Raw genomic sequence first — 21,124 nt, forward strand, 5'->3', positions numbered from 1 at the left:
GTATCAACTTTTTGGCGTTGATTTTTGGCACGCTGTTGAGTTCTCAAGGAACGGACGCTTCCTTTGTACTCACCCTCTCGGGCTTTCCTCCGGGCGCTTCCTTCGTTCTTGTGTCTCCGACTCTATCAGACTCTTTCGGGCCTGACTCCCAGTCAGCGGGGCTTGTCTTCCGGGCTGTTGGGCCCTTCCGACTCCCGAACTCTAGTGGATTTCCCGGGCGATTCATAATCGACCTTCAGGAATGAATTCGGGCATGCCGAATGCGTTCCCAGTGGGAGATCGTGCTGAGTTGGGTGCCGCAACGAGGCGGCGGGATTTATTGTCTCCGTAACCTTTCGGCTCAGGGACAACTCGAAGAACCTTACGGATCCGCGGGGCCCGTGTCAAACCGAGGGTCGGGACCGGGCCGCTAGGCGGTCAGTGCGGGGACTGGAGGTCCTCTACGCGGTCCAGGAGGCGGGTGAGCATGTCGCCCAGTGCGCCCCGCTCCGCCGTGGAGAGGTCCTGGAGAAGGTCCTCCTCGAAGACCGTCGCCGCGCGCATCGCGTCCAGCCACTTGCTGCGGCCTTCCGCGGTGAGCTCCACGATCACGCGGACGCGGTTGTTCTCGTCCCGCTCGCGCGTGACCAGTGCTTCCGCCGTCATGCGGTCGATCCGGTGGGTCATCGCGGCCGGCGTCAGGCCCAGCTGCTTCGCGAGCTCGCTCGGGCCCATCCGGTACGGGGCTCCGGAGAGGACGAGGGCCTTGAGGACCTCCCACTCCGCGTTGCTGATGCCCAGGGCCGCCGTCTGGCGCCCGTACGCGACGTTCATGCGGCGGTTCAGGCGGCTGAGGGCCGAGACGACCTTCTCGACCTGGGGGTCGAGGTCCTGGAACTCGCGCTGATAGACGGCGATCTGTTCGTCGAGGCTCGGCTCGTGGACGGGCGCAGTGCCGTCGGGGGTGTCACCCATGGTTCGAAGTATGGCACGGGGCCGTTGGCATCTAACTCCTTCGGTGTGTAGTGTTAAGCATCGAACTTTAGGTATGAAGTCTTCAAAGCTTCAGCAATCAAGGTGGTGAGAAGTGACCAGGGTGATGGGCGCTGCGATGCGGAGGATCCAGGCCGGGAACGCGTTGACCGCGTTCGGTATCGGCTTCACGGTTCCGTTCCTCTACGTCTACGCGGCGAAGGTGCGAGAGCTGGACCCCATGTGGGCGACGGGTGCGTTCATGGCCTTCGCCCTCGGTGCACTTCTCGCGCTGCCCTTCACCGGGCGGGTGATCGACCGGCGCGGTCCCGTCCCCGTCGTCATCGGTGCGGCCGTCGTCGCCTCGTTCGGTGCGCTGTCGCTGGGCCTGTCCACCGGCGTGGTCGCCATCCTGCTCTCGGCGCTCGCGCTGGGTGCCGGTCAGGCGGTCATGCAGCCGGCGCTGGCCACGATGATCGTGCGGTGCTCCACCCCCTCCACCCGGACCCGCGCCTTCGCGCTGCAGTTCTTCATGCAGAACCTCGGTCTGGGCATCGGCGGTCTGATCGGCGGACTCATCGTCGACGAGAGCCGGCCCGCCAGCTTCACCCTGCTCTTCGGCATCGAGGCCGTGATGTTCCTGGTGCTGGCCGGGGTCATCGCCACCGTGCGCATGCCGCAGGTGCCCGCCATCAGCAACGCCCTGGCCAAGGACGCCGCGCAGTCCGGTGGTGGCTGGAAGCGGCTGATGGAGCACAAGGCGATGGTGCAGTTCTGCATCCTCGGCTTCGTGCTGTTCTTCGCCTGTTACGGGCAGTTCGAGTCGGGTCTCGCCGCCTTCGGGACCGAGGCCGCCGGGATCTCCCCGTCCACGCTGGGCTTCGCCCTCGCCGCGAACACCGGGGCGATCGTGCTCGCGCAGTTCGTCGTGCTCCGCCTGGTCGAGAACCACCGCCGGTCCCGGGTGATCGCGCTGGTCGGCCTGCTCTGGACCGTCGCGTGGATCATCGCCGCCTTCTCCGGGCTGGGACACGGCAGCGCCGTCATGGCCGCCGCCGCGTTCGTGACGACGTACGCCCTCTTCGGCATCGGCGAGGCCATGCTGTCGCCGACGCTGGCGCCGCTGGTGGCCGATCTGGCTCCGGAGGGGTCCGTGGGCCAGTACAACTCGGCCTTCGCGCTGGTCAAGCAGATGGCCCTGGCGCTCGGGCCGCTCGGGGTGCCGCTGGCCGCCGGCGTGCCGATGCTCTACATCGGGGTCTTCGTCGTGGTGTCGCTCGGCATCGCCGGGCTGGCGCTGCGGCTCGGCAAGCACCTGACGCCCGTGCAGGACAACCCGTCGCTCGCTCCGAGCACGGTCGTGGCCGGGTCGGGGGAGCAGGCGAAGGCCGCCGAGCCCGTGGCCGCGTAGGAAGCGGAGCGCAGGTCGCAGGTATAGAGGTATCGCTTATATGGAGGAGCCCCGGTCCGCGGACCGGGGCTTCTTCGTGTCCGGCTACTTGTCCGGCTGCTTGTCCTTGTCCGGGAGGGCGAACTCGCACCAGACGGCCTTGCCGCCGCCCGGCGTGCGGCGCGAGCCCCAGGCCGAGGCGATGGTGGCGACGATGGAGATGCCGCGGCCGGTCTCGTCGGCCGGTTCGGCGCGGCGGCGGCGCGGGAGGTGGTCGTCCCCGTCGGTCACCTCGATGATCAGCCGGCGGTCGGTGCGGCGCAGGCGCAGGCGCATGGGCGGGGTGCCGTGCTGGAGGGAGTTCGCGACGAGCTCGCTGGCGGCCAGTACGCCGAGGTCACAGAGCTCGACCGGGAACCGCCAAGAGGCCAGGACTCCCTGGGCGAAGGCGCGGGCGCGCGGGGCGGCCTCCACGCCGCCGAGGAGTTCCAGGGCGGCGTTGTGGAAGAGCTCGGCGTCGGCTCCGGTGCGGGCAGGCTGCTGGAGGACCATCACGGCGACGTCGTCGTCGTGGTCGGCATCGACGCCGAGGGCGCGCATCAGGCGGTCGCAGATCACGGCGGGGGTGCCCTGGGCGCCGGAGAGGGCGCGCTCGAGGGCGCCGACGCCCTCGTCGATGTCCTCGCCGCGGCGCTCGACCAGGCCGTCCGTATAGAGGACGGCGGTGGAGCCCGGGCCCAGGGCGATCGTGCCCGAGGTGTGCAGCCAGCCGCCGGTGCCCAGCGGCGGGCCGGTGGGGTCGGCCGCTCGGCGGACGGTGCCGTCCTCGTCGCGGACCAGGATCGGGAGGTGGCCCGCGGAGGCGTACGCGAGGAGGCCCTCGTTGGGGTCGTGGACGGCGTAGACGCAGGTGGCGATCTGGCTGGCGTCGATCTCGGCCGCGAGGCCGTCGAGGAGCTGAAGGACCTCGTGCGGGGGCAGGTCGAGGCGCGCGTACGCGCGGACGGCCGTGCGGAGCTGGCCCATGACGGCGGCGGCGCGGACGCCCCGGCCCATGACGTCCCCGATGACGAGGGCCGTACGGCCGGCGCCGAGGGTGATGACGTCGTACCAGTCGCCGCCTACGGCGGCTTCGGTGCCGCCCGGCTGGTAGGTCGCGGCGACGCGCAGGTCGTCGGGCTGCTCCAGTTCCTGCGGGAGGAGGGAGCGCTGCAGGGTGACGGCGGCCTCGCGCTGGCGGCGCTCGCTGGCGCGCAGCCGCTCGACGGCCTCGGCGTGGTCGGTGACGTCGGCGAGGTGGATCAGGACGCCGGTGCCGGTGTGGGCTTCGGCCGCCTCGCCGTCGGGGCCCGAGCCGGTGTCCGAGCCGGCGCCGGTCTTGGGGAACTCGATCGGGGTGCACGTGACCGTGTACGAGCTGGTGCCGCCGGGCGCGGTCCGGTTCTTGGCGGTACGCGGCTTGCCGCTGCGCTGGACCTGGTCGAGGAGCGGGAGCAGGCCGAGCTCCCCGAGCTCGGGGAGGGCCAGGTGCGCGGGGGCGCCGGGGGCACGGGCGCCGAAGCCCGAGGTGTAGGCGTCGTTGACGTAGGCGACGCGGTGGTCGGGGCCGTGCACGAGGGCGACGAGGGCCGGGAGGCGGTCGAGGACGTCGCGTACGGACAGCTCGTCGAGGGAGGGCGCGGGGGTTCCCGTACCGTCCGCGGCGGCCGGGACACAGCCTGGACCCGGGGCGGAACCAGTGCCGCGGACCGTGGGGTCGGCGGGGCAGCCGTCCGGGCCGCTCGCGGAATGGCCGACGGCGCCGCGGGCGGCCGGGACCGAGCCCTCACCCCTTTTGGCCTGGGCGGCGGCGTGTTCGGACCGGGCGGCGGCGCGGCGCTGCGTTCCGGGAAACCGGGCGCTCCAGCGCGTGAAGTTCACTGCTTTCAAGCCTCGTGGTGTCGCTCGTGGTCGCTGTGTCACTCGGTGGCGATCGGGTGGCACTCGGATGTCACGCTGATGTCACTCTGTGCAGGTGTGAGCCCACCTATGGTCACACGTCCAGTGTGGCCGACGGGACTGACAGCATCAGCCTTCCTTTTTCTTCGGAGGGTCCTTGGGGCCTCCGCCCGCCGCGAGTTCGAATTCTGCTCTGGGGTGTTCGAGGGATCCCAGTGAGACGATCTCGCGTTTGAAGAGACCGGAGAGCGTCCACTCGGCGAGCACGCGCGTCTTGCGGTTCAGGGTGGGGACGCGGCTGAGGTGGTAGGCGCGGTGCATGAGCCAGGCCGGGTAGCCCTTGAGCTTGCGGCCGTAGATGTGGGCGACGCCCTTGTGGAGTCCGAGGGAGGCCACGGACCCCGCGTACTTGTGGGCGTACTCGGTGAGGAGTCCGCCGCGCAGGGACGAGACGAGGTTGTCGGCGAGCACCTTGGCCTGACGGACGGCGTGCTGGGCGTTGGGGGCGCAGGGGACGCCCTTCTCCGGGGCGGTGATGTCGGGGACGGAGGCGGCGTCCCCGGCGGCCCAGGCGTGCTCGACGCCTTCGACGGTGAGGAAGGAGGTGCAGGCGAGGCGGCCGCGGTCGTTCTTGGGCAGGTCGCTGGCGGCGAGGATCGGGTGCGGTTTGACGCCGGCGGTCCACACGACGGTGCGGGTGGGGAAGCGGGCGCCGTCGCTGAGGACGGCGATCCGGTTCTCGCAGGATTCGAGGCGGGTCTCCAGGCGCAGGTCGATGCCGCGGCGGCGCAGTTCGCGGATCGTGTACGTGCCCATCTCGGGGCCGACCTCGGGGAGGATCCGGTCGCTGGCCTCGACCAGCACCCACTTCATGTCCTCGGGCTTGACGTTGTGGTAGTAGCGGGCGGCGTAGCGGGCCATGTCCTCCAGCTCGCCGAGCGCCTCGACGCCGGCGTAGCCGCCGCCGACGAAGACGAAGGTGAGGGCGGCGTCGCGCAGGGCGGGATCGCGGGTGGAGGAGGCGATGTCCATCTGCTCGATGACGTGGTTGCGCAGGCCGATGGCCTCCTCCACGGTCTTGAATCCGATGGCGTATTCGGCGAGTCCCGGAATGGGGAGGGTGCGGGAGACGGAGCCGGGGGCGAGGACCAGTTCGTCGTACTCGATCTCCACGGGGCCTCCGCCCTCCTCGTCGGTGGCGAGGGTGGTGACGGTCGCGGTCCGGGCCGCGTGGTCGATGTGCCGGGCCTCGCCGATGACGATGCGGCATTTCGGCAGCACGCGGCGGAGCGGGACCACTACATGGCGCGGGGAAATGGAGCCGGCGGCCGCTTCGGGGAGGAAGGGCTGGTACGTCATGTAGGGCTCCGGAGAGACCACCGTGACCTCGGCCTCGTCGGCTCTCAGCTTTCGCTGGAGCCGGAGCGCCGTGTACATGCCTACGTAGCCGCCGCCGACGATGAGGATCCGCGTACGGGGCGGGGCACCGGGGGCCGTGCCCCGGGAGTTAGCAGCCTTCACCGTCCCATGACGCAACGTGGCCGGGAGTTTGTCCACAGGCCCGACAAATTGTGTGACCGGAGCGGACGGCGGGGCGCGGTTGTCGGGGGGTGCGGATGGAAGGGAAGGTGCGCAGGTCAGACGGTGCGGAATGCGTGCTTCCGGGGGCTTCGAACGGAAAATTGAGAGTGAATGCTCCGATCGGGCGGTGGTCCGTCCGGGGCTGCCTCTTCTGAATTGACTCTGGCTCAACTATGTTCGTAACTCGTCGAGGAGTAGGACCAGGGCCCTCATGACCGTGGCCCCCCTCGACATGAAGGCGGGGAGTGTCTCCGGGGGGAGACAAATGATTACCGGGGGATATACATGAACATTTCCGATTTCCATGCTTCTGCCACCGCTCTGTCTTCGGCCGCTTCCGCGACCGACAGCCATGGGCGCTTGATGGTCGGCGGCGCCACCACACACGGCGTGGGTCGCTCCACGCCGCTGCGCGTCGACGCACAGCGCAATCTCGAACACGTACTTCGCGCGGCCCGCGAGGTCTTCGGTGAGCTCGGCTACGGGGCTCCGATGGAGGACGTCGCACGCCGCGCACGGGTCGGCGTCGGCACCGTGTACCGACGGTTCCCCAGCAAGGACGTCCTGGTCCGGCGGATAGCCGAGGAGGAGACCTCGCGGCTGACCGAGCAGGCCCGCACGGCTCTCGGCCAGGAGGAGGAGCCGTGGCAGGCGCTGTCGCGCTTCCTGCGCACCTCGGTGGCCTCGGGCGCCGGCCGGCTGCTGCCTCCGCAGGTGCTGCGGGTCGGCGGGCCCGGCGAGGACGGGGTCGACGGGGCTGAGGCGGCCGACGGGTCGGTGGCGGTCGGCGAGGCCGCGCGCGTTCCGCACCAGCGTCAGGTCGTCGCGGCCGGCGGGGCGCTCGATCTGCGGGTCGCCGCCGCCGCGCGGACCGGCCTGGACGACGAGCCCTCCGAGGACGCGGGCGCGGGTGAGCTGCTGGAGGTCGTCGGCCGCCTCGTGGACCGGGCCCGGGAGGCCGGTGCGCTGCGCGCCGATGTCACGGTGGCCGATGTGCTGCTGGTGATAGCGACGGCCGCGCCCGCGCTGCCGGACGCGGCGCAGCAGGCGGCGGCTTCCGCTCGGCTGCTCGACATCCTGCTCGAAGGGCTGCGGTCCCGGACGGCGTAGGTGGGGGCGGTTCAGGTCGGATCGGTATAGGTCGGAGCGGCGTAGGTCGGCGCGGTTGGGTCGGAGCGGCGGGCGCCCGGGACGTGTGGTTCGCGGACCGGGTGGCCCGGCGGATGTGGTGGGCGTCAACCGGTTCCCTGCCCGGGACTCTCGCTCGAACGGGTGAGGCTCCGCACGGCAATTCGTCGGGGCTTGCCCGGATGAGTGGAAGGTGTGGAGACCGGTTCGGCGCGTGCCCGCCGTGTGCCACGCTGGATCGGTGTACCGGTTGAGTGTGTCGTGCGAGGGCCCCCGCGATGAGCGTTGACGGGCGGGAAGAGCCACACGGTGGCGCCGGCGGCGAGATCGATGCGGGCAGCCTGCCCGCGCGACAGGTCCCGGCGCAGCGCGAACCGGGCGGCCGGCACGCCGCCGGGGCGAGTGGCGAACTTCCGCCGTCCGACGGGGACTTGATTGCCCGGATGCGAGGGGGCGACGACGGGGCCTATGAGGAGCTGTTCCGCCGCCACTCCGATGCCGTGCGCCGCTATGCCCGTACCTGCTGCCGCGACGGGCACACCGCCGACGATCTGACGGCCGAGGTGTTCGCGCGGACCCTCCAGGCCGTACGGGGCGGGGCGGGTCCGGACCAGTCGGTGCGGGCCTACCTGCTGACCACCGTGCGCCGGGTCGCCGCCGCCTGGGCGAAGACGGCCAAGCGGGAGCATCTGGTCGAGGACTTCGCGCTGTTCGCGGAGCAGGCCTCCGGCTCCGGCGACAGCGCGGTCGGGCTGCCCGGCCGCGCGGGCGACGACACCCTCGAACTGGGCGCCGACGTGCGGGCCATGCACGAGGCCGAGCAGACCCTCGCGATGCAGGCCTTCCGCAGCCTGCCCGAGCGGTGGCAGGCCGTGCTCTGGCACACCACCGTCGAGGAGGCTTCGCCGAGCGCGATCGCCCCGCTCTTCGGGCTGAGCGCGAACGCCACCGCGGTCCTGGCGAGCCGGGCCCGCGAGGGCCTCAAGCAGGCGTACCTCCAGGCCCATGTGAGCACCGCGCTGAGCTCCGGCGGGGACTGCGCCCGGTACGCCGACCGGCTGGGGGCCTACGCCCGCGGCGGCTTGCGGATGCGGGCCGAGCGGGGGCTGCGCAAGCACCTCGAAGAGTGCGCCCGGTGCCGTCTCGCCGCGGGTGAGCTCAAGGACGTCAACGCGGGCATTCCCGCGCTGCTGCCGGTCGCCGTCATCGGGTGGTTCGCCGCCGGGTACGCGGCCAAGGCGGCAGGGGTGGTGGCCGGCGGGGCCGTCGCCGCGGGTGGTGCCGGGGCCGCTGCCGCGGCCGCCGGTGCGGGCGGGTCGACGGCCGGGGCTGGTGCCGCCGGCGCCGGAGCCGCTGGTGGGGCTGCTGGTGGGGGCGGGGCCGGTGGGGTCGGCGGAGCCGCGGTTTCGGAGGGGCTGGGGTTGCCCGCCAAGGCTGCCATCGCCGCCGGGGTCGTGGTGGCCGCGGCCGCCGGCGTGGTGTTCGCACTGGCCGGTGACGACACCTCTCCGGCCGTGCGCGCGAACCCGGCGCCGGGTGTGGCCGCACCGGTGCCGCGGAGTCCGGCCCCCGCCGCGCCGGAGCCCGGGCCGTCGCGGGCGGAGCCGCCGGCGGCGCGTGGATCCGTACCGCCCCCGAGGAAGCAGACGCCGGTGGCCGCGGCGCCGGCCGTGCCGACGCCCTCGCGGAGCCCGCAGCGGTCCTCGCCCGCTCCGAGTCCGAGCCGGGCCCCGACGCCGAAGCCGCGTCCCACGCCGAGCCCCACGCCCAGCCCTGTGCCGCCCCCCAAGCCGACGCCGCCCAAGCCGCCGCAGGCCCCGCAGGGGTTCCGGCTCTCCTCGCTCGGGCAGTCCGCCTACGGGAGCCACGACGGCCCCGAGATCGAGACCTGGCGCAGCAGTTGGGTGTGGCAGCGCTGGGCGCCGGTGATCGGCGGACAGCGCTATGCGCACGGGATCACGGTCAACTCCCGTTCCTCCGTGGAGATCACCCTCAACCGAAGCTGTTCCGTCTTCTCGGCACGGGCCGGTGTGGACGGCATGTCACTGCTCACGGACGGCACGCTCCGCTTCTCCGTGTACGCGGACGGGCGGCGGCTGTGGCAGTCCCGCGCCCTCGGGTACGAGGACCCGGCGGCGGACGTGTCCGTCTCCCTCGCCGGGCACAAGACGCTGCGCCTGGTCGTGGAACGCGCGGAGGGCGGCCGCCTGCCGGCGCTGGCGAGCTGGGCCGACTCCGTCATCAGCTGCCGCTGAGGCGATGGCGGTCACGACCGCCATGGGCGGGGAGCGGTGCACGCCGTCCGTGCCGACAACCCGGCCGGGCCGCCGCCTCCGGACCCGACCGCGGGTCGGCGCCCGCGGCGGCCGAAGGCCTCGCCGGGGGCGGTCCGGCACGGGGCAGGGCGGGGCGCGGGGTTAGGACAGGGCCGGGCGGCGGAGGGGGACGCCGGTGGGGACGGCTCTGCGGCGCGGGGTGGAGGTGCCGGTCCAGCAGGTGCCGCGGCGGGCCAAGAGGCGGGTCAGCCACAGTTCCATCGAGACGAGTTCGGCGATGCCGTCGAGCGGGACCGGGCGGCCGTCGGCCGCGTCCAGGAGGGCTTGGCGGACGACCCGGGCTTCGATCAGGCCCGCGTCCGCCAGGAGCGGTGACGCGAAGAGGGTCAGGAGGTGCGGGAGGGCCGCGCGCAGCCCCAGGCGGGTCGCCGCTTCGTTCGGGGCGTGGGCCGTCGCGCCCCACCCCGCGGGGAGGTCCCGGACCCCGGCCGAGGACAGGACCCCGCGCAGGACCGCGGCACGGGCGCCGGGCTGTACGCGCAGGGATTCGGGCAGGGCCCGGGCGGCCCGTACGACCTGGTTGTCCAGGAACGGGGCGTGCAGTCGCTGGCTGCGCACCTCCACGGCCTGCTCGAAGACCCGGTGGTCGGCGGCGTGCCTGGCCAGGACGGCGCGGGCCCGGGCCTCCCCGGGCCGGAGGGAAAGGGGAGGCCGGCCCGCGGCGGCGCTGAGGCGGATCGACACCTCGGCCAGTGCCTCGCCCGTCAGCCAGGCCGCAGCCGGGCCCGGCCGGGACCAGGTCAGGGCCGCGAGCGAGGCGTCCACCGGGGAGCAGTGGCCCGCGGCCGGGATGCCGTCGCGCAGCCGGGCCGCCGCCGCCTCCATGCCGGCGCGGTACGGCGTACGGGCCAGGCGGCGGGCGGCCGCGTACACGGTGAGGGGGACCAGGAAGGGGAGGAGGGGGGAGTCTCCCTCGGACGGGGCGGAGCGGGCGAGGGCCAGGGTGGGGCGCAGCAGGTGGCGCCGGCGCCGGTCGAGCAGGAGGTCGGCGAGCCGGGCGGGGTGGGCGTCGAGGACCTGGCGGGCTCCGTGTCCGGTGAAGTGGTCCGCCGAGCCGGCCGCGAGGCGGCGGCGCTCGCGGGCGGCGGAGATGAGGGAGGGGCCGGGTTCGTCGGTGAGCGGGCCGTCGAGGTCGGCGTAGGGGAGGGCTTCCTCGGCTGCGGCCACGACCACGTGGTGCAGGCGGGGGTCGGAGGCGATCGCGTGGGCGCGTTCCAGTTCGGGTTCGCGGCCCCGGGGGGTGGCCAGGTCGTTGAAGGTGACGGCGAGGAGGCGTTCCCCGGTGCGGCCGAGCAGGGCTCCGGGTGCGCCCGGGAGGCCGGCCGCGAGCAGCGCGAGGGTCGCGGAGGCGCTGCCGCCGGAGAGGTCCGCGCCGACTCCGGGGGCGGGCGCGGGGGCGCCGCGCGCGGCCCGCCGGTCGGCCGGGCCCATTCCGGGGACGGGCCCGGGGTCGTAGGGCAGTGTCTCGGGAGCATGCCGCGGAGCCGTGAGCCGGGCGCGCACCGCGTCGACCAAAGCTTCCCGTACGCCCTCCACCGCGAGCTCGGGGTCGGCGGTGGGGGCGGCCACCGCGAGGGAGGCCACCGGCTCGTACCCGGTGATCTCCCGCGAGCCCTCGCGCAGGATCAGCGCGTGGCCGGGCGGGATGCGGCGTACGCCGACGTACGGTGTGCCGTCGCCCAGCGCCTCCGGGCTGTCGGGGCAGGCCAGCAGGGCGGCGAGGTGGCCGATGTCGAGCTGCGCCTCGATCAGGTCGGCGAGCGGGAGGGCGGCGGTGGCGTACGCGGTGCCGCTCGCCCAGGGCGTGTAGAAGACGGGCCGGGCGCCGGCCAGGTCGCCGACGACCGTGATGCGGCGGCCGGCCTGGACCACGGCGGTGTAGCTGCCGGGCCACTGGGTGAGGTGGCGCAGCGCGCCGCCGCGGGCGGCGTAGAGCGCGCGGCGCAGTTCCTCGTCGGTGGCGCCGCAGCAGCCGAGGACCGCGAGGCGGGTGAAGGGGTCCGCGGGGTCGGCGGTGAGGGTGCGGATCTCGTCCGGGCGCCAGTCCCCGACGGCCCACAGGGGGTCGGGGTCGCCCCAGAGGAGCTGGGCTCCCACGGGGACCACGGTGCGGTCGGCGTCGGCTGCGCCCGGTTCGTCGGGGTGGCCGGCATCGGCGAGGCCGCCGCGGACGGGGCCGTCGCCCCATGCGTCAGGGGCGGAACCCGAGCCGTAGGAGCCGTAGGAGCCGTAGCCGTTCCCGGAGGCGTATCCGTTGCCCGAGCCGTTCCCCGAGCCGTTCCCCGACCCGTATGCGCCCTGGTCGGAGCCGTACGCAGCGCCGTGCCCCGCGACCCGTCCGGCCGTGCCGAAGCTCGCGGCGATACTGCTCCAACCCACCAACCAGCGCACCGCCGCCTCCCCAGCCCGTGGGCACCTGACCGGGGTGCGAACCGCGCGGCCGGCGCTCTGGGCGCGGGCCGGAGGGACCCCGGGTGGCTCGGGGTCCATGCTGCCACGAGACAGGCGTGCGGGAGTGGGTAAGGGGGGCGCACGTATAAACGAACACGCCCCGGCCATGCGGTATTTGGCGTTCCGTTCCGACCGCCCCATAGGTCGGTTTCGGCCATTCTTCGGCCGTACTGAGAGCCCTGCGCGGAGCCCCGCGCGCGGCCCCGCGGGTCCACCGCACGGCCCGCCCGGCGGTGCGCGGTCCGGGGGGCGGGATCCACCCCCCGGACCGTTCCGCCACCCGCGGGGATTGAGGCAGCGGCATCCCCCGGCCCGCCCGGTCCACGCGGCGGGCCGACCCACGCACCGCACATCGAATCGCCGGGCCCCCGCAGCGGCCAGAGCGCACGGGCGGGCGCACGGCCACACGGGTGGAGCACGCGCTGACACGTGCGCCCCGGCCCCGGGCACCCGCCCGACTGTGCATACGGACAACAATCCCGCCATACGGAACAGGAGCCCTTAACGCTTGGGAGGCGGGGAACTACGCTGGGTTTACGAAATGCCGGGCGCCTATGCCCCGGCGGCGTTGGCGATGTATGCGTTCCGCGTGTGACGAGGGGTGGCGCATGTCCAGGGAGCTCCGCGAGCCCAATGAGAAGCTCGGCGCCGTCCTCGCCCTCGCGGGCATCAGCAACGCAGGGCTGGCCCGGCGGGTCAACGACCTCGGCGCTCAGCGCGGTCTGACCCTCCGCTACGACAAGACCTCGGTGGCCCGGTGGGTGTCGAAGGGGATGGTGCCGCAGGGTGCCGCCCCGCACCTGATCGCGGCCGCCATCGGCGCGAAGCTCGGCCGGCCCGTGCCGCTGCACGAGATCGGGCTCGCGGACGCGGACCCGGCGCCCGAAGTGGGGCTGGCCTTCCCGCGCGACGTCGGCGCCGCCGTGCGCTCGGCCACGGACCTCTACCGGCTCGACCTCGCCGGCCGCCGCGGGGGTGGCGGGATCTGGCAGTCGCTCGCCGGTTCCTTCTCCGTATCGGCCTACGCGACGCCGGCCTCACGGTGGCTGATATCTCCCGCCGACAGCTCGGTGGCACGCGAACCGGTGGCGCGCGAAGCGGTCCCGGGCGCGGCCCCGCCGGAAGGCCTTCCGGCGCCGCCCGGCGCCCGTGTCGGGGGTGTGCCCGCCCAGCCTTCGCACGAAACGCCGAGGGCCGCGCGCGCGACGACGCCGACCGTGCGCGAGACCCCACAGGGCGCTCCGGCCGCGCCCGACGCCGGGGCCCCGCAGCGCGTGGGCCACAGCGATGTGACCAAGCTGCGCGAGGCCGCCGAGGACGCCCGCCGCTGGGACTCCAAGTACGGCGGCGGCGACTGGCGTTCCTCGATGGTGCCCGAGTGCCTCCGGGTGGACGCCGCGCCCCTGCTGCTCGGCTCCTACACCGACGAGGTGGGCCGCGCGCTCTTCGGCGCCACCGCCGAACTGACCCGGCTGGCCGGCTGGATGGCCTTCGACACCGGACAGCAGGAAGCCGCCCAGCGCTACTACATCCAGGCGCTGCGCCTGGCCCGCGCCGCGGCCGACGTACCGCTCGGCGGGTACGTGCTGGCGTCGATGTCCCTGCAGGCCACCTACCGGGACTTCCCGGACGAGGGCGTGGACCTCGCGCAGGCCGCCGTGGAACGCAACCGGGGTCTGGCCACCGCGCGGACGATGAGCTTCTTCCGCCTCGTCGAGGCCCGCGCGCACGCGAAGGCGGGCGATTCGGTGGCCGCCGGGGCGGCGCTGAGGGCCTCCGAGGGCTGGCTGGAACGGGCCCGTGACGGCGACGCCGACCCGACCTGGCTGGGGTTCTACTCGTACGACCGCTTCGCGGCGGACGCGGCCGAGTGCTACAGCGACCTCAAACTCCCGCGCCAGGTAAGGCGTTTCACGGAACAGGCACTGTCCCGGCCGACGGAGGAGTACGTACGATCACACGGGCTGCGGCTCGTCGTGAGCGCGGTGGCCGAGCTGGAGTCCGGAAACCTCGACGCGGCGTGCGCGGCGGGAACCCGGGCGGTCGAGGTCGCCGGGCGGATCTCGTCGGCCCGGACGACGGAGTACGTACGGGACCTCCTGCACCGGCTGGAACCGTACGGGCACGAACCGCGCGTCGCCGAACTGCGCGAGCGGGCCAGGCCTCTGCTGGTAACCCCGGCATAGGCCCCGCGTGGCCCCGCTGTCAGTGGCGGGGTGCACTATGCAGGGGTGGGAGGTGTCAGTGTGGGCGGCGGCGTGGGCGGCATGAGCAGACTGGGCAGGCTGGACTGCGACGTGCTGGTGATCGGCGGCGGGATCGTCGGCTTGTCGACGGCGCATGCCCTCGCGGGGCTCGCTCCGGGGACCCGGGTGGTCGTCCTGGAGAAGGAGGACGGCCCCGCGCGGCACCAGACGGGCCGCAACAGCGGTGTGATCCACAGCGGGATCTACTACAAGCCGGGCTCCCTCAAGGCCCGCTTCGCGGTGCGCGGCGCGGCCGAGATGGTCAAGTTCTGCGCGGAGCACGGCATCCCGCACGAGGTGACGGGCAAGCTCATCGTCGCCACCGGGCGGGACGAGCTGCCGCGGCTGCACGCGCTCGTGCAGCGGGGCCGGGAGAACGGCATCCCGGTGCGGGAGCTGGGGCCGACGCAGATCTCGGAGTACGAGCCCGAGGTGCGCGGGCTCGCGGCGATCCACGTCGGGACCACGGGGATCGTGGACTACGGGCGGGTCGCGCAGCAGCTCGCGGAGTCCTCGGGGGCGGAGATCGTCTACGGCGGTGCCGTCGATCTGATCGCGCGGCGGGCCTCGGGCGTGGCCGTGCGGACGACTGACGGGCTGGTCGTGCGCGCGCGGGTGCTGGTGAACTGCGCGGGGCTGCAGTGCGACCGGATCGCGCGGCTGGCCGGAGACGACCCGGGGATGCGGATCCTGCCGTTCCGGGGCGAGTACTACGACCTGGCCCGGCCCGAGCTGGTGCGCGGGCTGGTCTATCCGGTGCCCGACCCGGCGTTCCCCTTCCTCGGCGTCCACCTGACCCGGGGCATCGGCGGCGGGGTCCACGTCGGGCCCAACGCGGTGCCGGCGCTGGCGCGCGAGGGGTACGGCTGGGGCGTGGTCCGGCCGCGGGACCTCGCGGACGAGCTGGCCTGGCCGGGATCCTGGCGGATGGCCGCGCGGCACTGGCGCTACGGAGCCGGTGAGGTGCGGCGGTCGCTGTCGAAGACGGCGTTCGTCGAGGCGGTACGGAGACTGCTGCCGGCGGTGCGCGCGGAGGACCTGGTGCCGGCGGCGGCGGGGGTGCGGGCGCAGGCCGTGCTGCGGGACGGGGGGCTGGTGGACGACTTCCTGATCCGGGAGGGGGAGCGGACGGTGCACGTGCTGAACGCGCCTTCGCCGGCGGCCACCGCTTCGCTGCCCATCGGCCGGGAGATCGCCGGGCGGGCGCTCAAGTCTTTGCGCAGCGTGTAGCACTGCGGGGCCTGGGCTCGGCCCCGTGGTGCCCGGGTCGGGGCCGCGGGTGTGCCGCTGCGCGGGGCGGAGTTCCCCTACCCGACCTTCCACCGTTCCCCGGGCGCTGCCCGGACCCCGCGCCTCAGGCGCCGGCGGGGCTGGAGGGGGTACCGGGCTGCGCCCGGACCTCCTGGGGCTCCGCCCCAGACCCCGGTCCTCGAACGCCGGACGGCTGGATTCGGTGGGCGCGCGTAGAATCCGGGGATTGTGTCTGAGTCTCTGAGTCCCCAGAATCCCGCCGCCGAGCCCGCGCCGGAGGCGACCTCCGCCTACGTGCCTCCGAAGTGGCGTACCGAGCCCCGGTTCCCCGACGGGCCCGCGCCCGACCCGGCGGGATCGCATCACGAGCGGCGGATCCGGAGCTTCCAGCCCCGCCGCAGCCGGGTGACCACCGGACAGGGCGAGGCCCTGAAGCGGCTCTGGCGCACCTGGGGGCTCGACATCGACGGGCATGACGTGATCGATCTGAAGGAGATGTTCGACGGGCTCCCCGTCGTACTGGAGATCGGCTTCGGCATGGGTGAGGCCACCGCGCAGATGGCCGCCGCCGACCCGGGCACCGGGATCCTGGCCGCCGACGTGCACACCCCGGGGCAGGGGAACCTGCTCGCCCTCGCCGAGCGGGGCGGGATGACCAATGTCCGCGTCGCGAACGGGGATGCCATCATCCTGCTCCGCGAGATGCTGGCCCCGGACTCCCTCGCCGGGCTCCGCGTGTACTTCCCGGACCCCTGGCCCAAGGCCCGCCACCACAAGCGGCGCCTGATCCAGCCCGAGTTCCTCGCGCTGGCCGCCACCCGCATGGCGCCCGGGGCGATCCTGCACTGCGCGACCGACTGGGAGCCGTACGCCGAGCAGATGCTCGAAGTGCTGACGGCCCAGCCGGAGTTCGAGAACACGCAGGCCGACGGCGGTTACGCACCGCGGCCCGACTTCCGGCCGCTCACCCGCTTCGAGGGACAGGGCCTCGACAAGGGGCACGTCGTACACGATCTGCTGTTCCGGCGTACCGGTAACGCCCAGAACTGAGGACATCACTCCGCGTGTCGGGTCCGCTCGGTAGAGTCATCATGTGCTCCGAGCGACCTGGCCGCCCCGGCGGCCGCACCGCGTGCCGCGTACCGCCGGCGCCGTGCGCACGTATGTGCTCGTCGTGCTGCTCGGTGCCTGCGGCATCGCGATCCTGGAGCTCGTACGCGAACAGACCGGTACGCCCGGCTTCTTCGTCGGTCTGGGTCTGGCCCTGCTGCCGGTGGCTCCGCTCGTCGCCGCGTTCCGCTGGGTGGGGCGGGCCGCGCCGCATCCGTGGGCGCAGCTGTCGTTCTGCTTCGGCTGGGGGGCGTGCGCCGCGGCGCTGATCGCCATACTGGCCAACAGTTTCGCGACCCAGTGGATAGCCGCGGCCACCGCCGATCCCTCCGACGCCGACCAGCTCGGCTCGGTGGCGATCGCCCCGGTGGTCGAGGAGAGCGCCAAGGCGGCCGCCCTGCTGCTGGTGTTCCTGTTCAGGAGACGCCAGTTCACCGGCCCCTCCGACGGTTTCGTGATGGCCGGTTTCACCGCCACCGGCTTCGCCTTCACCGAGAACATCCTCTACCTGGGCAACGCCTTCGGCCAGGACGTCGAGAACGGCACCGGGGTGCTGAACTCCGTGACGGCCGCGACGTTCTTCGTGCGGGGCGTCATGTCCCCCTTCGCGCATCCGCTGTTCACCGTGGCCACCGGTCTCGGCTTCGGCGCCGCCGCGCTCGCCGTGCGCCGGACGCGCCGGATCGGCCTGCCGCTGCTCGGCCTCGCCTCGGCCATGGGGCTGCACGCGCTGTGGAACAGCTCCTCGGACCTGGGCGAGTCCGGGTTCTACGTGGTCTACGGGTGCGTGATGGTCCCGGTGTTCGGGCTGCTGGCCTGGCTGGCCGTGTGGATACGGCGCCGCCGCCTTCGGGCCGTCGCCGGGGAACTCGCCGTGTACGCGGCCGCCGGCTGGCTGAACCCGGCCGAGGTCCCCGCGCTGGTGTCGATGCCCGCGCGCTCCCTGGCCCGCGCGCTGGCCCGGAGCACCGGGGGCCGGCCCGCGGGGCGGGCGGTCGCCCTGTACGAGGCCGATGCCGCGGCCCTGGCCCTGCTACGTCACCGGGCGCGCAGCGGCGGCCCCGGCCGTGAGCCGGACTTCGCCTGGCGGGAGCGGGAGTTGCTGCGCCGGCTCTGGCTGCGCCGCGCGACGGCGGGCCCGGCGCTGTCCCGGGCCGCGGTGCTGGAGGATCTGCTCCCGCCCTGGTTCGACCCCCTGCGGCCGCCGGATCCCCCGGGCCCGCCGGGCGGGCCTGCGCCGGGCCTCGTAGCGGACCGGGTGCCGGGTCCTAGACGTTCAGGCCCCGTGCCTTCAGCCATGTCAGCGGGTCCACCGTGACGCCGCCCTGGCGGACTTCGAGGTGGAGGTGGGGGCCGGTGACGTTGCCGGTGGCGCCGACCCGGCCGATGGTGTCGCCCCCGGCGACGGAGCCGCCGGTCACCGACATCGAGGACAGATGGCAGTACCAGATCTCGGTGCCGTCGGGGAGCTCCAGCACGATGCGGTAGCCGTACGCCCCCGACCAGCCGGCCGAGATGATCTTGCCGGCGCCGACCGCCTTGACGGGGGTGCCGGTCGGGGCGGCGAAGTCGAGGCCGGTGTGGTGCCCGGAGGACCACATCGAGCCGGAGTCGCCGTAGTGCGAGGTGAGGGTGTAGGCCGAGGTGGGCAGGAAGAAGGAGCCGGCCGACCGGGCGGCCGCCTCCGCCTTGGCCTTGGCCTCGGCGGCCTCCTTGGCCTCCTGCGCCTTGCGCGCTTCCTCGGCCGCGGCCTTCTCGGCGGCTTCCGCGGCAGCCTTCTGCGCGGCCTCCTTGGCGGCCTGGGCGTCGCGGGCCTGCTGGGCCGCCGTCTCCTGCGCCACCCGTTCGGCTTCGGCCCGCTCCTGGGCCGCGGCGGCCTCGTGCTGGGAGTCGGCCTGCTGGAGGATCCGGCTGCGCAGCAGCTCGCCCGCGTCGGAGCGGCGGTCGGCCTGCTGCGGGATGATCCCCGACCGCGCCTGCTCCGTGGAGCGCGCGCTGGCGGTGTCGGAGTCCCCGGTGGAGTGGTCCGCGCCGCCCAGGGACTCGGGGAGGTCGGGCAGGGCCGGCAGCGACGGCAGGGATATGGCGACCTGGGGCCGGTCCTGCGCGGTGGCGATGCCGCCCGCGCCGACCGCGGCGATCACGCCGACGCCGAGGACGGTGGAGGAACGGGCCAGTCCTCCGCGCTGCTTGAGCACGCGGTGCTTGCCGCGCGGCGGCCGGGCGGAGTCCTCGGTGGGGTTCCACTCGCCCCAGGCTCCGGCGGTGGGCTGCTCCTGGACGTCGATGCCTTCAGGGGCAGGCGAGTTGGAGGCCACCGGGGCACACTCCTCATGGGCGAGCACGCGCACGGTGCCGTCTCTTGCGACGGCTGGGACGACCGCTCTGCGTTATCGAACGGTAATAGAGAAGGGGGAGTGATTCCAAGCAGTTGCGATTGATCGTTCACGACAATCAGCCACCGCCCGCACAGCCCTGGCCAGGACTTCTCACCACACTCAGGGGCCAACTGGGGCAAAAATCAGCCCTCCCTGTCGCCCCTTGCGCCACATCTTCACAATGATGGCCCGTCAGCTTGCTTGCCCAGCGCGCCGGTTCGGTCACGCTGCGTGCCCTTTCGGGCTCAGTCCCCCTTCGGGACCACCCGCACCGTCCGCCGCCGGCTCGGCTGCCCCGCCCCCGGCCGGGCCACCGCCAGCAGGGCCATGTCGTCCGTCGTCGCGCCGCCCGTGTGGCGGCGGACATCGGTGGCGAGCGCGCTCAGCAACTCGTCGGGCCCGGGGAACACCCGTCCGCGCAGCCGGACCGCCGGATCGTAGAAGGCCCCGCTGCCGTCCCGGGCCTCGGTCAGCCCGTCCGTGTACAGCAGCAGCGTCGCCCCCTCCGGAAAGGGCCACTCCTGCACCCGGTCGGGCCAGCCGCCCAGCTCCCCCATGCCCAGCGGCAGCGCCGGCTCGACGGGGGCCAGCTCCGCGAGGCCGCCGTTCGCGTACAGCAGCAGCGGTTCGGGGTGGCCCCGGTTGACGAGCCGCAGCAGTCCGGCGCCCGCCGGGATCTCGCCGAGCACGCATGTGGTGAACCCTTCCACCGCGTCCAGGCTGTCGCGCCGGTTCCCCTCCCGGGCCAGCGCCCGCTCCAGCCGCCGCGCCACCCCCTCCAGGGTGGGCTCGCTCTCGGCCGCCTCCCGGAACGCCCCGAGCACCACGGCCACGGCCTCGACCGCCCCGAGCCCCTTTCCCCGTACGTCGCCCACCGCGAGGCGCACGCCGTAGGGGGTGTCCTGGACGGCGTAGAGGTCGCCGCCGATGAACGCGTCGGCCTGCGCGGCCTCGTACGACGCGGAGACCTGGAGGCCCGCGATCCGCTCGGCGGGCGTCGGCAGTACGGCGCGCTGGGCGGCTTCGGCGATCCCGCGCGCGGAGGCGAGCTGCTCCGTACCGCGCCGCACGACGATGTTGATCAGCGTGGCCAGCCCGGAGACGGTCAGGACGGTGGCCAGCTCGGTCATGGCCTCCACCTTGAAGGTGGTGCCGTTGTAGAGGTGCAGCACGACCACGGCGAGGGTGGCGAGGATCCCGGTGAGGACGGTGGCCCGGAGGCTGAACAAGGGGGCCGCGATGAGCGGGGCGGCGGAGAAGAAGGGGGAGCCCGTGAAGCTGGGCGGGGTCAGCACGTCGAAGAGGAAGCCGAGGACGATCAGGGTGCCCGGGAGCGTTTTGACGATCCGCCGGATCGCGGCGCTGCCGGCGACCGCGCCGAAGACGCGCTCGCCCCTGCCCTGCCGGCCCAGCCCCACCACGCTGCTCTCCTGCCGCCCGGTCCGCCTCGCTCCCCAAGGCTGGCGGCAGGAGGGCCCGTACGGCGACCCGTGCGCGACCGTTCGAGTGACGGGGAGCCGCACCACGGAAACCGCGCACCACGGAAACGACGAAGACCCGGTCCCCCAAAGGGGACCGGGTCTTCGTACTGAGTAGCGGGGGCAGGATTTGAACCTACGACCTCTGGGTTATGAGCCCAGCGAGCTACCGAGCTGCTCCACCCCGCGTCGGTAAACCCAACTCTACGCCATCCGGGGGGAACCCCCCGCCAATTACCGCCCGCGCCACTGCCGAGCAGGACATCACCGCAGGTCAGGGCCGTGAAACCGGCCTCCCGACGGCCCTACGGAGCGGTCGGCGCGGTCAGCGGCGGAGGGCCTCGGCGGGCTCGATGTGGGGAAACGACTGAGCGCCCCACCCGGCCGGAACCGGGTGGGGCGCTCAGTGGCAGGTCAGAGGACGTGTCCCCCGCCTGCGAGCAGTAGGCCATGTCGGACTCGAACCGACAACCAACGGATTAAAAGTCCGCTGCTCTGCCAATTGAGCTAATGGCCCTCGACGTGCTCACCCCAGAGCATAGCCGGAGAGGACCGGACAGCCGATCTCAAATCCGCTGTCCGGCCCCGACGGTGTTGGCGGAGCCGCCGCCCGGCCGGTGGAACCGGTCGCCACAACGCCGACAGGGCCCCCACGACTTCCGTCGTGGGGGCCCTGTCAGGTGGTCAGTTCAGCGGCTGGTCTCAGCCGTTGCGCTTCCAGCGGGGCTTGTCGTCGCGGCGGTCGGTGCCACCGGACGGACGGTCGTCGCGGCGGAAGCCACCAGCGGCGGGACGGTCGCCGCCGGAGCGGAAGCCACCACCGGTCGGACGGTCGCCACCGGAGCGGAAGCCGCCACGGTCGCCACCACGGTCGTCACGGTTGAAG

Annotated in this window: 14 protein-coding genes and 2 tRNA genes; 7 read left to right on the plus strand and 9 right to left on the minus strand. The window is 73.5% G+C overall.

Going from position 1 to position 21,124, the window contains the following annotated elements:
- Nucleotides 1-417 precede the first annotated feature (417 nt).
- Nucleotides 418-954, minus strand: a complete 537-nt coding sequence (locus ACFYYB_RS28085) for a MarR family winged helix-turn-helix transcriptional regulator (protein WP_389438477.1) — start codon at nucleotides 952-954, stop codon at nucleotides 418-420.
- A gap of 124 nt (nucleotides 955-1,078) precedes the next feature.
- Here ACFYYB_RS28085 and ACFYYB_RS28090 point away from each other — a divergent pair, with 124 nt between their 5' ends.
- Nucleotides 1,079-2,362, plus strand: a complete 1,284-nt coding sequence (locus tag ACFYYB_RS28090) for an MFS transporter (protein ID WP_389439013.1) — start codon at nucleotides 1,079-1,081, stop codon at nucleotides 2,360-2,362.
- An 84-nt stretch (nucleotides 2,363-2,446) separates the two neighbouring features.
- Here the strand turns inward: ACFYYB_RS28090 and ACFYYB_RS28095 are convergent, their stop codons facing one another.
- Together ACFYYB_RS28095 and ACFYYB_RS28100 are read right to left on the minus strand one after the other, a co-directional pair.
- The gene (locus ACFYYB_RS28095) at nucleotides 2,447-4,261 is read right to left on the minus strand and encodes a SpoIIE family protein phosphatase (protein ID WP_389438479.1); all 1,815 of its coding nucleotides are present in this window, start codon (nucleotides 4,259-4,261) and stop codon (nucleotides 2,447-2,449) included.
- A 147-nt stretch (nucleotides 4,262-4,408) separates the two neighbouring features.
- Nucleotides 4,409-5,800 (minus strand): NAD(P)/FAD-dependent oxidoreductase, encoded by a 1,392-nt coding sequence (locus tag ACFYYB_RS28100; RefSeq protein ID WP_389438480.1) that lies wholly within the window; start codon nucleotides 5,798-5,800, stop codon nucleotides 4,409-4,411.
- A 345-nt stretch (nucleotides 5,801-6,145) separates the two neighbouring features.
- Between ACFYYB_RS28100 and ACFYYB_RS28105 the strand changes: the two genes are divergently transcribed.
- Together ACFYYB_RS28105 and ACFYYB_RS28110 are read left to right on the plus strand one after the other, a co-directional pair.
- Nucleotides 6,146-6,970, plus strand: a complete 825-nt coding sequence (locus ACFYYB_RS28105; protein WP_389438482.1) for a TetR/AcrR family transcriptional regulator — start codon at nucleotides 6,146-6,148, stop codon at nucleotides 6,968-6,970.
- Nucleotides 6,971-7,266: 296 nt separating this feature from the next.
- Nucleotides 7,267-9,243, plus strand: coding sequence for a sigma-70 family RNA polymerase sigma factor (locus ACFYYB_RS28110; protein WP_389438483.1), 1,977 nt, complete (start codon nucleotides 7,267-7,269; stop codon nucleotides 9,241-9,243).
- A gap of 162 nt (nucleotides 9,244-9,405) precedes the next feature.
- Here ACFYYB_RS28110 and ACFYYB_RS28115 read toward each other — a convergent pair whose 3' ends face one another.
- Entirely contained in the window at nucleotides 9,406-11,715 is a 2,310-nt protein-coding gene (locus ACFYYB_RS28115; RefSeq protein ID WP_389438485.1) for an asparagine synthase-related protein, read from the minus strand.
- Between the two features lie 668 nt (nucleotides 11,716-12,383).
- Here ACFYYB_RS28115 and ACFYYB_RS28120 point away from each other — a divergent pair.
- From ACFYYB_RS28120 to ACFYYB_RS28135, 4 genes are all read left to right on the plus strand, one after another.
- Nucleotides 12,384-13,961 carry a sporulation protein gene (locus ACFYYB_RS28120; RefSeq protein ID WP_389438486.1) on the plus strand — a complete coding sequence of 526 codons (1,578 nt, stop codon included), beginning with the start codon at nucleotides 12,384-12,386 and terminating at the stop codon, nucleotides 13,959-13,961.
- 81 nt (nucleotides 13,962-14,042) lie between these two features.
- Nucleotides 14,043-15,251 (plus strand): L-2-hydroxyglutarate oxidase, encoded by a 1,209-nt coding sequence (gene lhgO, locus ACFYYB_RS28125; protein WP_389439015.1) that lies wholly within the window; start codon nucleotides 14,043-14,045, stop codon nucleotides 15,249-15,251.
- A 249-nt stretch (nucleotides 15,252-15,500) separates the two neighbouring features.
- A complete protein-coding gene (gene trmB / locus ACFYYB_RS28130; protein WP_327305917.1) occupies nucleotides 15,501-16,322 on the plus strand; it encodes a tRNA (guanosine(46)-N7)-methyltransferase TrmB in 822 nt (273 codons plus the stop codon).
- 43 nt (nucleotides 16,323-16,365) lie between these two features.
- Entirely contained in the window at nucleotides 16,366-17,700 is a 1,335-nt protein-coding gene (locus tag ACFYYB_RS28135) for a PrsW family intramembrane metalloprotease (protein WP_389438489.1), read from the plus strand.
- On the opposite strand, the gene ACFYYB_RS28140 is transcribed toward ACFYYB_RS28135, so the two are convergent.
- From ACFYYB_RS28140 to ACFYYB_RS28160, 5 genes are all read right to left on the minus strand, one after another.
- Nucleotides 17,651-18,700 (minus strand): M23 family metallopeptidase, encoded by a 1,050-nt coding sequence (locus tag ACFYYB_RS28140; RefSeq protein WP_389438490.1) that lies wholly within the window; start codon nucleotides 18,698-18,700, stop codon nucleotides 17,651-17,653. The two genes, ACFYYB_RS28135 and ACFYYB_RS28140, sit on opposite strands and share 50 nt — an antisense overlap.
- A 305-nt stretch (nucleotides 18,701-19,005) precedes the next feature.
- Nucleotides 19,006-20,181: a PP2C family protein-serine/threonine phosphatase gene (locus ACFYYB_RS28145; protein WP_389438491.1), complete on the minus strand. Its 1,176-nt coding sequence runs from the start codon at nucleotides 20,179-20,181 to the stop codon at nucleotides 19,006-19,008.
- A 172-nt stretch (nucleotides 20,182-20,353) separates the two neighbouring features.
- A tRNA-Met gene (locus tag ACFYYB_RS28150) sits at nucleotides 20,354-20,427 on the minus strand.
- Nucleotides 20,428-20,682: 255 nt separating this feature from the next.
- Nucleotides 20,683-20,755 (minus strand) — tRNA-Lys (locus ACFYYB_RS28155).
- A gap of 185 nt (nucleotides 20,756-20,940) precedes the next feature.
- Nucleotides 20,941-21,124, minus strand: a 184-nt coding sequence (locus tag ACFYYB_RS28160) for a hypothetical protein (RefSeq protein ID WP_389438492.1), incomplete at its 5' end; no start/stop codon positions are given.

The organism is Streptomyces sp. NPDC002886, assembly GCF_042888445.1.
Lineage (GTDB): Bacteria > Actinomycetota > Actinomycetes > Streptomycetales > Streptomycetaceae > Streptomyces.